Source organism: Nitrospirota bacterium, assembly GCA_020851375.1.
Taxonomy (GTDB): Bacteria; Nitrospirota; 9FT-COMBO-42-15; order HDB-SIOI813; family HDB-SIOI813; genus RBG-16-43-11.
Map to the genome: position 1 here is coordinate 1 of JADZCV010000040.1, position 14,328 is coordinate 14,328.

A 14,328-nucleotide genomic window follows, 5' to 3' on the forward strand; every position below is an offset into this window, starting at 1 on the left:
GATTCCCGCTCACCACGTAGCTGTACCACTGCGTCGTCAACGTCGTGGTACCCGTCATAGTATCGCCAAGAACATTTAACGACGTCGTCGGACCGATCCCCTGCAAGGTGTTCTGAGTCAGGAATGCATTTAATATGTCGGCAGGGATCTGAGCGGTTACACTCCCAAGGTCTTGGATTACATTCCCCGTCAAGGCCGGTGAGCCGGCGTTACCCGTAAACCAGATCGCTTTAGCGATCTGGTTGTTCTGTATCGTCGTATTGATTGCATACGAAATTGCGCAGTAGATCCCATATTGCCCAGGGCTGCTGATGGTGCTGTTCTGAATCGTTCCGCCAACAATGCCATAGGTAGTACTGACATAGATCCCGTACCGCCCTGCATTGCTGATCGTCGCCTGAGATATAGACGGCGCCGTCGTGTAGCCGGAGGCTCCGTTAAGCGATATCCCGTCACTCCCTACCTGATCAACCGTAATGTTGGTTATGGTGGATGATGTATTGCTCAGCAAAATCCCGATGTTGCTGCTTTGTGTAATCACGCTGTTCTGAATGGTTGGAGATGCCCCATAAACATAGACATCCCCCTGTCCACCGCTTCCGCCATAACGGACTTCCGTATGATCGAGCACAGAGGAACCGGAACCCTGATATAGGTAAATATAATTCCAGTTGCCTGGTGCAGGAGTGGTGGCGCTCCCGTCGCCATTTGTATCCCCGCCGGCAGTATCGTCCTTATAAGACGTGAATACGATAGGCGCCTCAGCCATACCAGCCGCATTGAGACTGGCAGGATAGCTGGTCCCATTTGCTATCTGAAGATATGTGCCGGTCTGAAACTTTACCACGACGCCCGGTTGAATCGTCAGTGTAATAGGGGTACTTGTTGTTCCGTAGAACTGTACGGAAGAGGTAACAACATAGGGACTGCCGGAAAGGGTCCAGGTCGTATCCGTAGAAATGCGCCCACCGACTGATGTAGCCGCAAATATCCCTGATGGGAACAAAAGGATGGCAAAAAGCAACAAGGTTTTTTTGAATGTCAGATAACTTTTCATTTGTCAATAATACGCCCTGTTTAGGACACATTATTGACGAGACTTACCTGAAATGTCAAGATTTATTTAGCTAAGGTGGTATTTTAGTTTAAGAAAGGACTCACAGCCTTCCCTTAGTGGAAGGAATCCCGCTAACCCTGTTATCAATTGATGTTGCCTCATCGAGCGCCCTTGCAAATGCCTTGAACACGGCCTCGAAGATGTGGTGGATGTTGCGGCCGTAGCGCATGTTGATATGCAGCGTAATGCCGCTTGATGTGACAAGCGCCTGGAAAAAATCCTCGATCAGGTCAGCGTCAAACTCTTTGATCTTTCCCCTTTTCGGCAGCGCCAAGTTATAAACCAGATATGGCCTGCCGCTGATGTCGAGGGCAACGGATGCAAGTGTCTCATCCATGGGTATTAACGCACTCCCATAACGCCTGATCCCTTTCTTGTCTCCAACTGCCTGCGCAATCGCCTTGCCAAGCACTATGCCTATATCTTCCACTGTGTGATGATAGTCTATATCCAGGTCACCGGCTGCTTCTATGCTGAGATCAAATAAGCCATGCTTCGCAAACAGTGTCAGCATATGGTCGAGGAAAGGGATGCAGGTGTTTATTTTTCCTTTGCCCTGACCGTCAATTGTAAATTTCAGTGCTGCTGGTCGCGACCCCGGTTCCGGCAGAGACCGTCGTGATCAGGGCGGGGGCAAAGGCCGCTCCGGATTTAGATGCACCGGACTACATCCAGCAGATCAAGTATCTGATCCGCTCGGCGGCAACCGGCGCCACCCCGCCGGGATATGATGTCAGCATCATTCAGGATGGGAAAGAAGCATGCCCGGTAAAGGAATGCTCTCTCACTGTGGTCAGACGCCTCACGGGGAGAAACTTTATGGTCACGGAGTACCTCCTGATCAATCCGACCAAAGAGTCCCGCACATATTATGAGGACCTCTTTTCCCGGCCGGGAGTCCGGGCGATTGCCATCGAGCAGCATGAAGTGAAACCAGGTGGCATTACCCGGCTCTTCCGGATCGATGAGGTGACCCCATGAACCTTAAGACACTCACAGAGAGACTGTCCCGGAAGCAACTCATCTGGATAGCAGTAGGAGGGGGAGTCGCTCTCACCGGCATCCTGTTATTGAGCGGCCCCAAAAGGCAGGCGCCTCCGGCGCCAGTAAGCCGGCCTGTGGATGTGAACCTTCTGGGCAACGCCGACATCGAGAAGGAGCAGTGGCGGGCGACGTCGGAGAAGGAGATCGAGACGCTGAGGGCTCAGCAGCAGGAGCTATCAGCGCAGCTCCAGGGTCTCGCCGGAAATCTTAAAAAGCAAGAGGAGGGGAAAGACGTAAAAAGGCCGTTTCAGCAAGGCCCGAAAGACTTTCCACCGCTCCCTCCCCTTCCAGCGCTCAACCTCCCGCCGCCTCAAGCCCCCTTTCAGTCACCGCAATCGCCGAAGGCACCGCAGCATCCTCCCGCACCCCCGGCGCCTGATCCAATCCGGGTCTTCGGCCCCGAGGCCAATGCCTTCCCATTGTCCGGTAAGGAGAGGGAGAAACGGACGGTTGAAGTGGCAGATGAGAAACCCTATCTCTCCTCCGGAAGCTTTGTGCCCGGCGTGCTCCTCTCGGGACTCGATGCCCCGGCCGGGGTAACAGCCTCTAAGGAGCCCCATCCGGTGCTGATCCGGTTGTCAGACCTGGCGGTGCTCCCCAACCGCTTTCGCCTCGACATTAAAGAGTGCTTCATCGTCGGAGAGGGATATGGCGACCTCTCCTCCGAGCGAGCCTACATCCGCACCACGATGCTATCCTGTGTCCGGAAGGAGGAAAGCAAGATTGCATCCCCAGTAATAAAGGCACACAAATGTGCAAAATATCTGGAAGGCAGTTCACCGGATGTTATTATGTCTGCAAGGGTATCTTCATCAAGAGAACTCTTAAGCGAGCTGTTTACAGTGGAATAGACAATATTCGCCACAATTGCCCCCTGTGATACTGGCGGATTGTTTTGAATATATATTACCTGTCTTTCCAGAACAACTCAATATTATTATGTATAATACCCTCTCCTATTTAGTTCGCAGCCTTTTAAAACCAAATAGAAAATACCATACAGATATCACTATTGGAACTAAACTCAGTACCTGTCCAATGGATAAGGGAAACCATGCGGGTAAGTTATGCAGGTCTTTCCAGAACTCTATGATAAACCTTCCTGTAAAATAGAGCAGCAGAAAGAGAAAAAGAAAGAATAATGGCGGTTTTTTTCTGTAATACCTCTTATATGCAGTAAAAAGTATGAAAAAGACTGCAATGCTCAAGATTGCCTCATATAGTTGAGCCGGATGTCTCGGAAAGTCCTCTCCCAGCCTCCTGAAGACTACCCCCCAGTTGCCCTGCCCAGAGCTGCCTCCAACAGGTTTACCCACTATTTCAGAGTTAAAAAAGTTGCCTATGCGCACAAAGGCGGCAGTTACAGGCATCCCAAGTACCAGCACATCAACATATCTTGTAAAGTTGGCATTATGAATTTTTGTCCAAAGGAGGTATGAAATGAACAGTCCGGTTGCCGCCCCATGACTTGACAGACCGCCATTCCATATCTTAAGTATTGCTGTTGGGTGTGAGAGGTAATAAGCCGGTTCGTAGAAAAGCACCTCCCCAAGCCTGGCGCCTATAATCAGACCCCAGAATAAATAAATTATTATTCCGTCGAGGTCTGAGAGTGGATAGCCTTCCCTCTTGAAAATCCATTTTAACAGCAAATAGTATGCTACTATGCCGGAGCTTAACAGGACACCATACCACCTTATTGTGATTGGTCCTATCTGAAAAATTACCGGTGAGAGGTCGTTAATAAAGGTCATTTTACAGGATGGATAGAGGCCTCGTGATCAAACTCTGAATTCCGTGCTGCAGTGCGGGCAAATAGCCCTTTTCTGAGACCTCCTCCAGATAGAGTATATAAGCCCAGGCACGATAAGGAGCCATAACAGTCCTTCTAGCATAAGCGACCCTGGGAGTATAACCATAATGTCTCCACCGTGACCACAGGACGGGCATCTTGAAGTCTTTATCATATTAGTATGCTATACCAGTCAGCCTGCCAATGGCAAGAGAAATATCATAGTGGGTAATTATTCATGGAAACAGCTTTTTTTGCTTCCCCATGTACCCTCCCTTGACCTGTCCGGATCTGCTGTGTAATATAAGCCATTATAATCCGAATCCAAAGGAGGTTTTTATGACACGGCTGAATAATGTTGATTTGAACAAGGTAGAGGGCTACGGTAATCAGATTAAGGATGATGCAGGCAAGGCAAAGAAGACGCAGGTAATAGAAGGGGAGTGGTTTCTCAAAGAAGGGGGGGCGCAGTTTAAGTCAACAATCAAATTTGAGGGCGGGCAGACTGTATTTGAGGCAGACAGTCCGACATTTATGGGCGGCGGGGGGGCGATGCCAGGTCCTATGCACTACTGTTTTTATGGCCTTGCATCCTGTTATACGGCAACGTATGCCACAATGGCGGCAATGCTCGGAATAGAGCTAAAGAAACTGACGACAAGGGTAGAGGCAGATGTTAATTTTTCACGCGTCTTTGGACTTGGTGACCAGCCTGTAATGGAAGAGGTCAGGGTCACACTTAATGTGGTGAGTGATGCGCCGGAAGAAAAGCTTAGAGAAGCGGAAGAATTGGCAATACAGCGGTGTCCTGTGGTCTATACACTGAAGAATCCTGTCAAGCTTGTGCCATCAATTAAGATTTCACGGTAAAGCGTGATAATTCCTGCTGCAGCACAGTTACTGACTGAGTCAGGTGTTGACAAGGGTTTTTATTTAGTCTAAAGTATTATTAACCTTTAATTTAGCCCAGCGAGGCTAAAAAGGATTATAGAATGTACAATAAAGTATCGGACATTACACAAACCTTCTCACCTGAAAATGGTGAGGAGGTTTTTTTTTGCCATGGATATGATAAGGGATGGTCTTGATGCCTGATAACCTGTTAATGGATAAGATGGGGATTGCAAGGGCAGTCAGCCGTATAGCCCATGAGATAGTTGAAAGGAACAAGGGGACTGATGAACTTGTTCTGATTGGCATCCGTACCTGCGGCGTACACCTTGCCAACCGTCTTGCAATAAAGATCATGGAGATTGAAAAGTCTGATGTGCCGGTTGGCATACTGGACATAACCCTGTACAGGGATGACCTTCTGACACGAAAGGAACACCCTGAAGTCAGAAAAACAGAGATACCATTTGAACTATCAGGAAAGATCGTAGTTCTGATTGATGACGTACTCTATACAGGACGTACTATAAGGGCTGCTATGGATGAGTTAATGGACTTTGGCCGTCCTGCGATGATAAAGCTTGCCGTACTTATTGACAGGGGACACAGGGAGCTACCCATCAAGGCCGACTATGTAGGAAAGAATGTCCCCACGACAAAGGCTGCAAAGGTTAAGGTAATGTTAACGGAAGAAGGATTCGACGACCAGGTCATTCTTAAGGAAGGACACTGATTATATGGAACTCAGGAGCAAAGACCTTCTCGAGATTAAGGAATTATCAGTAGATGAGATACGGGGCATCCTTGACACTGCGGAGTCGTTCAAGGAAGTTACAGGCAGAGATATCAAGAAAGTCCCTACGCTGAGGGGAAAGACCGTTGTAAACCTGTTTTTCGAACCGAGCACAAGGACGAGGACATCGTTTGAACTTGCTGCAAAGAGGCTTTCCGCTGATGTGATAAACTTCTCGGTTGCAACGAGCAGTGTTACAAAGGGAGAAACACTCCTGGATACAGCACGGAATATTGAGGCTATGCGATCTGACTACATTATCATCCGCCACTCGGCATCAGGAGCCCCGCATATCCTTGCAAAGAATCTTAAGAGCTCTGTTATAAATGCAGGCGATGGTTCACACGAACATCCGACCCAGGCGCTTCTCGACATGTTTACAATCAGGGAAAAGAAGGGGAGGATAGATGGACTGAAAATAGCAATAATAGGTGATATTGCACATAGCCGTGTTGCAAGGTCTAATATTTTCGGGTTGACAAAGCTTGGGGCAGAGGTCAGGCTGGTCGCCCCGCCGGCATTGCTGCCGCCGGAGGTGGAGGACCTTGGAGTCTCAGTCTATTACAATATGAACGATGCACTTATTGATGTTGATGTTATAATGGTGCTCCGTATACAGTTGGAACGTCAGGGCAGGAACTATTTCCCGTCATTGCGCGAATATGCAGGGCTTTACTCGCTCAATGCCGACAGAGTGAGATTTGCAAAGGGAGATGTAATGATTATGCATCCAGGGCCTATCAACAGGGGGATTGAAATTGCACCCGAGGTTGCTGATGGTATGTCATCTGTCATACTCGATCAGGTGACAAACGGTATAGCCGTCAGGATGGCCGTACTGTATCTACTGTCAGGTGGAGTGGAGAGGGTTAACTAAGGAGGATATGGATCTCTTAATAAAAAATGGTCACATTATAGATCCGGCAAACAACGTGGACGGCATTTCTGATATGGTAATCAGGCATGGATCTGTTGCAATAATTGAACAGAATATCCAGGGAACCCCGGGGTATGAGGTTATTGATGCCTCAGGTCTTCTGGTCATCCCAGGTCTGATTGACATGCACAGTCACCTGCGTGAGCCAGGACATGAATACAAGGAGACCATTCTTTCAGGGACTATGTCGGCTGCAGCAGGAGGGTTTACCACTGTCTGTTGTATGCCAAATACCCAGCCTGTGAATGATTCACAGGCTGTAACAGAATTTATTCTGCAAAAGGCCTCTGCCGCAGGGTTTGTAAATGTCCTCCCTGTAGGGGCAATAACCAAGGGCAGCAAAGGCGATGAAATCACTGAAATGGGGGATTTAAAGAAGGCCGGCTGCATTGCAGTGTCAGATGATGGAAAACCTGTGATGAACAACCTTGTAATGAGAAGGGCGCTGGAATATGCGAAGATGTTCAAACTGCCAGTGATCTCCCATTGTGAGGATTTGCAACTCGCTGATGACGGTGTTATGAATGAGGGGAGGATATCAACTGAGCTGGGGTTAAGGGGCATACCCAATGCCTCTGAAGATGTAATGGTTGCACGGGACATCGCACTTGCCGGGCTCACAGGAGGACACATACATATTGCGCACGTCAGCACAGTAGGGGCGGTCGAGCTGATAAGAAAGGCAAAGGATAATGGCATCAATGTAACTGCCGAGACATGCCCTCATTACCTTGTGCTGACTGATGATGCTGTAAGGGGCTACAATACCAATGCCAAGATGAAGCCGCCGCTTCGAAGCGCTGAAGATGTTGCGGCTGTGAGGGCGGGACTCCGGGATGGTACAATTGATGTCATTGCAACTGACCATGCCCCGCATTCTCAGGAGGAGAAGGAAAGGGAGTTCGATTATGCACCTTTTGGGATTGTCGGATTTGAGACAGCCCTCCCTGTTGTTCTAAGGCTCGTGGAGGAAGGTGTGCTTACGATTCGCGATGTAATATTAAAGATGTCTTTAAACCCTTCCAGGATACTTAGAATCAATAAAGGGGGCATCGGCATAGGTGCAGATGCAGATGTAACATTGATAAATCCAAACACTACATGGGTTCTGGAAGCGGCTAATCTCAGATCAAAGAGCAGGAATACGCCGTTTGACGGATGGAAGATGAGGGGAAAGGTAAGTTACACAATTGTCGGTGGAAAGGTAGTCTATCATGAAGCATAACAGGGCAGTCCTTGCGCTTGCTGACGGCACAGTATATGAAGGTTCTGCCATTGGCGCTGATATTGAGACCCATGGCGAGGTAGTCTTTAACACGAGCATGACCGGCTATCAGGAGATATTGACTGATCCGTCATATAAGGGACAGATCGTAACAATGACCTATCCCCACATAGGCAACTATGGGATAAACAGCGATGACATTGAGTCATTCAGGCCTCATGTCTCAGGATTTATAGTAAAGGAGCTGTCACCATACACGAGCAACTGGCGCTCGCAAAAGACGCTCGATGCATATCTGAAGGAAAATAATATTGCAGGAATACAGGGGATAGATACACGGGCATTAACCAGGAGGCTCAGGGAGAAGGGGTCTCAGGTGGGGATTATCTCCTGCAATGAGACGGACACAAAGCGTCTTGTTGCGAGTGCAAAATCTATGCAGGGCCTTACAGGGGTTGACCTCGTCAAAGAAGTAACATGTGGTAAACCGTACAGAAAAAATCCCACTATATCTCCCTTTATCAAAGGGGGAGAACAATACCCCCCTTTAGAATTGAACATTGTTGTCTATGACTTCGGAGTCAAGTGGAATATTATAAGGAGTCTCGATAATCTCGGCTGTAATGTTACTGTTGTCCCTGCATTTACACAGGCTGAGGATGTCCTCGGTATGAATCCTGACGGCATTCTTCTTTCAAACGGGCCTGGAGACCCTGAGGCTGTAAGCTACGCAATTGCCAATGTCAGAAAACTTATAGGCAGGAAACCTTTGTTCGGCATCTGCCTCGGACACCAGATCCTGGGGCTTGCACTTGGCGGAAAGACTTACAAACTAAAATTCGGACATCACGGAGGAAACCAGCCTGTAATGGACCTTTCAACCCGAAAAGTAGAGATTACTGCCCAGAATCACAATTTTGCTGTAGATATTGATTCTATCGGCGGTGATGTTGAGCTGACCCATGTAAATCTTAATGACCAGACGGTTGAAGGTATGAGGCACAGGATACACCCGGTGTTTTCTGTTCAGTATCATCCTGAGGCATCACCAGGCCCGCATGATTCAGGCTACTTATTCAAGAGGTTTACAGATATGATAGGGAGTATCAATGCCTAAGCGCACTGACATCAGAAAGATTCTCCTTATTGGGTCAGGTCCGATTATCATAGGACAGGCATGCGAGTTTGATTACTCAGGAACACAGGCAGCCAAGGCCCTGATGGAAGAAGGATACAAGGTGGTGCTGGTTAACAGTAACCCTGCAACCATTATGACGGATCCTCAATTTGCGGACAGTACCTATATCGAACCTATTACACCTGATATAGTAGAGATGATTATCGAGAGGGAAAGGCCTGATGCACTACTGCCGACAATGGGCGGACAGACAGCCCTTAATGTTGCATCAGAACTATTCCGCAGGGGGGTATTGAGCAAATATGGCGTTGAACTCATCGGCGCAAAATATGAATCTATTGACAAGGCAGAAAACAGGGAAAAATTCAAGGAGGCAATGAAAAAGATCGGTCTTTCAGTGCCGGACAGCGGTTTTGCCTACACAGTAGAGGATGCCAGGAGGGTGCTTGAGATCGTGGGATTTCCGGCTATCATAAGGCCGTCTTTCACACTGGGAGGCACAGGAGGGGGCATCGCCTATAACATCGAGGAATATGAAGATATCGTCAAATTGGGCATTGATGCTAGTCCCATTAATGAGATACTAATCGAGCGCTCACTCCTGGGCTGGAAGGAGTACGAACTCGAGGTGATGAGGGATATTGCTGACAATGTAGTTATCATATGCTCAATAGAAAATTTCGATCCCATGGGTGTACACACGGGAGACAGCATTACTGTCGCTCCCTCTCAAACGCTTTCAGACCGGGAATATCAGATAATGCGTAATGCCGCCATAAAGATCATAAGGGAAATTGGCGTAGACACAGGCGGCTCTAACATACAGTTCGCGGTCAATCCGAAAGATGGTGAGATGACAATAATTGAGATGAATCCGAGAGTCTCAAGGAGTTCTGCACTTGCATCCAAGGCTACCGGCTTCCCGATTGCAAAGATTGCTGCAAAACTATCAGTTGGTTATACGCTTGACGAGATAAGAAACGACATAACAAAGATTACACCTGCTTCCTTTGAACCGATGATAGATTATGTCGTTGTTAAGATACCAAGATTTGCATTCGAAAAATTTCCCCAGGCTGATCAGACACTTACAACCCAGATGAAGTCTGTTGGCGAGGTGATGTCAATCGGACGGACATTTAAGGAAGCGGTACAGAAGGCAATCAGATCCCTTGAAATTGACCGGCACGGCTTCACTGAAATGCCAGGCAAGGAATCGCCGGATCAGATTAGGGAGAAGCTAAAGATACCTAACTGTGAGAGGCTTTGGTATGTAGCCGATGCGCTTCGTTGCGGGATGAGTACGGAAGAGGTGCACGTCATTTCAGGTATTGATCCGTGGTTCCTTGAACAGATAAGAGAGGTCGTTGAAATGGAAGGGGCTCTGAAGGATGTATCCCTAAGGAGTGTCCCGGTGCCTGACCCCGGCTTGCTGCGCCAGGCAAAGGGATTCGGTTTTTCAGACCACAGGATAGCCGAACTCCTGAGCACTGAAGAAAGTGAGGTAAGGGCTTTACGGGAAGGATATAATATAAGGCCAGTTTATAAGAGGGTGGATACATGTGCTGCTGAGTTTGAGGCACATACACCGTATCTGTACTCAACATATGAGCAGGAGTGTGAATCAAATCCTTCTGACAAGCGCAAGATAGTAATCCTTGGCGGCGGACCTAACAGGATTGGACAGGGTATAGAGTTTGATTATTGCTGCGTGCACGGCTCTTTTGCACTCAGGGAGGAAGGCTTTGAGACCATTATGGTTAACTGTAACCCTGAGACAGTGAGCACTGATTATGACACATCCGACAGGCTGTACTTTGAACCTCTTACTGAAGAAGACGTATTAAATATTATAAACAAAGAAAAGCCGGTTGGAGTGATAGTCCAGTTTGGGGGACAGACACCTCTTAAACTTGCTGTCCCTCTCGAACAGGCCGGAGTAAATATACTCGGTACATCTCCTGATGCCATTGACAGGGCTGAGGACCGTGAAAGATTCCGTGACCTCCTTAACAAACTCAGGCTGATTCAGCCTGCAAGCGGAATAGCAAGGTCTGCTGACGAAGCGGTTTCAGTGGCAAGCGGAATCGGATATCCTGTCCTTGTAAGACCGTCATATGTACTCGGGGGCAGGGCTATGGAGATTGTTTATGATGAAAACGGTCTCAGGGACTACATTGCACGCGCTGTAAAGGCGTCTCCAAAACATCCTGTGCTGATAGACAAATATCTTGAGGATGCAACTGAGATAGACGTAGATGCCATCTCTGACGGATGTGATGTGGTTATAGGCGGCGTAATGGAACACATTGAAGAGGCAGGCGTCCATTCCGGGGACAGCGCCTGTTCACTGCCGCCATTTTCAATATCTCAGGCTATTATAGCAAGTATAAAAGAACAGACCCGAGCCATGGCATGTGAGCTTGGCGTCGTAGGCCTTATAAACATCCAGTTTGCAGTCAGGGATGACATTGTATACGTACTGGAAGTCAATCCACGGGCATCAAGGACAGTGCCCTTTGTCAGCAAGACGATCGGTGTTCCTCTCGCAAAGCTTGCGGCAAAGGTAATTTCAGGAAGAAAACTCAAAGACCTCGGATTTACAAAAGAGGTTGAATTCAGTCACGTTGCAGTAAAAGAGGCCGTATTTCCTTTCTCGAAGTTTCCAGGAGTTGATACCCTCCTTGGGCCTGAGATGAAGTCAACCGGTGAGGTGATGGGTATAGACAGGGATTTCTCAACCGCCTTTGCAAAGGCGCAGTCCGCGGCATCACCGCCTTTACCGCTCAAAGGCACAGCATTCATCAGTGTAAAGGACAGGGATAAACCGGCAACAGTTGATATTGCAAGAAGACTTACTAATGCAGGCTTTCTTATTGAGGCAACAAAAGGTACTGCCGTTGAATTTCAAAAACATGGTATTCCTGTTTCGATCGTAAATAAGGTCAAAGAGGGCAGACCGCACATTGTTGATCATATAAAGAACGGAGATATTGCGCTCGTCGTCAATACTGTCGGAGATATGAAATCAAAGGACGATTCTTATTCCATAAGGAGGAGCGCACTGACAAGGGGCATCCCCTACTATACAACAATATCAGGTGCAAAAGCTGCTGTAAGCGGTATTGAGGCACTTCAGAAGAGGAGTATTGAAATAAAAAGTATTCAGGAGTATCATAAGGTTTAAACGGAGATAGTGATGTGAAGAGGCCTATTACAAAAGAGGGTTATCAAAAACTTAAAGAAGAACTTGAGAGATTCAGGAAGGTCGAGCGGCCAAAGAATATCCAGGACATAGCAGAGGCGAGGGCGCATGGTGATCTTTCTGAGAATGCTGAATATTCTGCAGCCAAGGAGCGCCAATCATTTATAGCGGCACGAATTTCAGACCTCGAACATAAGATTGCCACTTCAGAAATAATAGATATTACCAGACTCGAATCTAATAAGGTCGTATTTGGAGCAACTGTATCACTAATTGACCTCTTCAAAGGAGAGCAGAAGAGATACACTATAGTTGGTGAGGACGAGATAGACTTGAAATCCGGTAAAATATCCCACAGCTCACCGGTTGGCAGGGCTCTTATAGGAAACAGGGTAGGCGACGTAGTAACCATAAAGGCCCCGGCCGGGGACAGGGAATATGAGATTCAGGGTATATCCTTTGGAGAATGAAGGCTCGCGTAATATCAAATCAGGGTATTAAAGGTCATTACTTTAAGCTATTCATAAAACTTACCCAGAAGATATCATATTTACCAGGCCAGTTTGTAATGATCAGGCCATCGGACAGCACCTCTTCTGGTATTTTCCTGCCGCGTCCATTCAGCATTCACATTCTCACAGAAGACAATCAAATCGGAATATTATATAAAGTTGTTGGCAGGGGAACAGAATTTCTGAGCAGGCTTGGCACTGGCAGCGAGATTGATGTTTGCGGTCCATTCGGCAATGGTTTTGATATTGATCTCAGCATAGTACCTGATGAATTCATTATTGTTGCCGGTGGGATAGGGGTTGCCCCATTGCCAGGCCTGTCAGAATTAATACGAAAAAAGCGTCCTGAGGCCGCTCTCTACGCATTTGTCGGTGGAAGGGGGAGTGTTGACATTCTCTGCACAGATGAGCTCGAAAGGCTTGGGGCCAGAGTAGTCGTTTCAACAGAGGACGGTTCCGCAGGCATAAAGGGCTATGTTACCGATGCGCTTGAAGGGTATTTGATGCAGGGGAGTCGTGCCAGAAAATCAAGTCTTTATGCATGCGGCCCCAACCCTATGCTTAAGCGGATATATGACATTGTGGACCCTTATAAACTTGATACATATTTCTCTATGGAGGCCAGTATGGCATGCGGCATGGGGCTCTGCATGGGGTGTGCAGTAAAAAAAAGGGACGGGGGTTATTACCTCGTTTGCAAGGACGGCCCGGTATTTAATGGAAACATGATAGATTTCAATGATGAAACCTGATTTATCAACAGAAATAGCAGGAATTAAACTTAGAAATCCTGTTATGCTTGCCTCAGGCACTGCTGGATATGGTGAAGACATATCAAAGTATTGTGACCTGAACAGGATAGGTGCAATTATCGTTAAAGGGATTGCCCTCAAGGCAAGTCATGGCAATCCGCCTCCCAGGATATGTGAGACTCCGGCCGGAATGCTGAATGCTATTGGATTACCCAATGTTGGTGTTAAGTCATTTATAGACGAGAGGGTCCCCTTTCTGCGTCAGTTTGATACAAAGGTAATAGTAAACATCTTCGGCTCTACTGTGGATGAGTATGGTGAGGTGGCAGGCGCCTTAAATGGCGTTGCCGGGGTGCATGGTTTGGAGGCCAATATATCCTGCCCAAACGTTAAAGAAGGGGGCATTGCATTCGGTACAGACCTCGATACAACGCGCCGTGTAGTAAGCAGGATACGGAAATCCACGACGCTCCCTCTGATAATAAAGCTGTCTCCAAATGTAACTGACATCACATCATTTGCAAAGGCCTGTGAGGACGAAGGGGCTGATGCGGTCTCACTCATAAACACACTGATCGGGATGTCAATTGATACAGCTACATGGAGACCCAGGCTCGCCAATATTACCGGAGGCTTGTCAGGTCCAGCGATAAGGCCAGTAGCAGTACGAATGGTGTGGCAGGTCTGCAATACGGTAAAGATTCCGGTAATCGGGATGGGTGGAATCACCGACAGCCGTGATGCCCTTGAGTTTCTGCTTGCAGGGGCTTCTGCAATAGCTGTGGGCACTGCGAACTTCCTTAATCCATCTACTGCAATAGAAATAGCTGATGGCTTGTCACTATATATGGAAGAGAGAAACATTTCCAGGCTTAACCATCTCATAGGCAAGGTTAAAATCCCCGGGCGGCAACTTTAATCC

Annotated in this window: 14 protein-coding genes; 11 read left to right on the forward strand and 3 right to left on the reverse strand. The window is 47.8% G+C overall.

All coding sequences use genetic code 11. The annotated features are described in order from the left end of the window. Positions 1-1,057 (reverse strand): right-handed parallel beta-helix repeat-containing protein (locus IT393_07720; GenBank protein ID MCC7202529.1); only part of this gene is annotated, 1,057 nt, incomplete at its 3' end. Between the two features lie 100 nt (positions 1,058-1,157). Further along, positions 1,158-1,727: an imidazoleglycerol-phosphate dehydratase HisB gene (gene hisB / locus IT393_07725; protein MCC7202530.1), complete on the reverse strand. Its 570-nt coding sequence runs from the start codon at positions 1,725-1,727 to the stop codon at positions 1,158-1,160. Here hisB and IT393_07730 point away from each other — a divergent pair. Then, positions 1,697-2,098 (forward strand): type-F conjugative transfer system secretin TraK, encoded by a 402-nt coding sequence (locus IT393_07730; protein ID MCC7202531.1) that lies wholly within the window; start codon positions 1,697-1,699, stop codon positions 2,096-2,098. The genes hisB and IT393_07730 overlap by 31 nt on opposite strands. Beyond that, positions 2,095-3,012, forward strand: a complete 918-nt coding sequence (locus IT393_07735; GenBank protein ID MCC7202532.1) for a hypothetical protein — start codon at positions 2,095-2,097, stop codon at positions 3,010-3,012. Before IT393_07730 ends, IT393_07735 begins: the two co-directional genes overlap by 4 nt. A 105-nt stretch (positions 3,013-3,117) precedes the next feature. Here IT393_07735 and lgt read toward each other — a convergent pair whose 3' ends face one another. Further along, on the reverse strand, positions 3,118-3,915 hold the full coding sequence (gene lgt, locus IT393_07740; protein MCC7202533.1) for a prolipoprotein diacylglyceryl transferase: 798 nt from the start codon (positions 3,913-3,915) through the stop codon (positions 3,118-3,120). Positions 3,916-4,292: 377 nt separating this feature from the next. On the opposite strand from lgt, the gene IT393_07745 reads away from it, so the two are divergent. The 9 genes from IT393_07745 (at position 4,293) to IT393_07785 (ending at position 14,325) form a co-directional block, all read left to right on the forward strand. Continuing rightward, entirely contained in the window at positions 4,293-4,823 is a 531-nt protein-coding gene (locus IT393_07745; protein ID MCC7202534.1) for an OsmC family protein, read from the forward strand. A gap of 208 nt (positions 4,824-5,031) precedes the next feature. Further along, positions 5,032-5,577 (forward strand): bifunctional pyr operon transcriptional regulator/uracil phosphoribosyltransferase PyrR, encoded by a 546-nt coding sequence (pyrR, locus tag IT393_07750; protein MCC7202535.1) that lies wholly within the window; start codon positions 5,032-5,034, stop codon positions 5,575-5,577. 4 nt (positions 5,578-5,581) lie between these two features. Then, the gene (locus IT393_07755) at positions 5,582-6,514 is read left to right on the forward strand and encodes an aspartate carbamoyltransferase catalytic subunit (GenBank protein ID MCC7202536.1); all 933 of its coding nucleotides are present in this window, start codon (positions 5,582-5,584) and stop codon (positions 6,512-6,514) included. A gap of 7 nt (positions 6,515-6,521) precedes the next feature. Then, complete coding sequence (locus tag IT393_07760) at positions 6,522-7,799, forward strand: dihydroorotase (GenBank protein ID MCC7202537.1); 1,278 nt, start codon at positions 6,522-6,524, stop codon at positions 7,797-7,799. Beyond that, positions 7,789-8,916, forward strand: a complete 1,128-nt coding sequence (gene carA, locus IT393_07765) for a glutamine-hydrolyzing carbamoyl-phosphate synthase small subunit (protein MCC7202538.1) — start codon at positions 7,789-7,791, stop codon at positions 8,914-8,916. Before IT393_07760 ends, carA begins: the two co-directional genes overlap by 11 nt. Further along, positions 8,909-12,124, forward strand: a complete 3,216-nt coding sequence (gene carB / locus IT393_07770) for a carbamoyl-phosphate synthase large subunit (protein MCC7202539.1) — start codon at positions 8,909-8,911, stop codon at positions 12,122-12,124. Before carA ends, carB begins: the two co-directional genes overlap by 8 nt. 14 nt (positions 12,125-12,138) lie before the next feature. Further along, positions 12,139-12,612 carry a transcription elongation factor GreA gene (greA, locus tag IT393_07775; protein MCC7202540.1) on the forward strand — a complete coding sequence of 158 codons (474 nt, stop codon included), beginning with the start codon at positions 12,139-12,141 and terminating at the stop codon, positions 12,610-12,612. Continuing rightward, positions 12,609-13,406 (forward strand): dihydroorotate dehydrogenase electron transfer subunit, encoded by a 798-nt coding sequence (locus tag IT393_07780; protein ID MCC7202541.1) that lies wholly within the window; start codon positions 12,609-12,611, stop codon positions 13,404-13,406. Before greA ends, IT393_07780 begins: the two co-directional genes overlap by 4 nt. Continuing rightward, complete coding sequence (locus IT393_07785; GenBank protein ID MCC7202542.1) at positions 13,393-14,325, forward strand: dihydroorotate dehydrogenase; 933 nt, start codon at positions 13,393-13,395, stop codon at positions 14,323-14,325. Before IT393_07780 ends, IT393_07785 begins: the two co-directional genes overlap by 14 nt. Positions 14,326-14,328 lie beyond the last annotated feature (3 nt).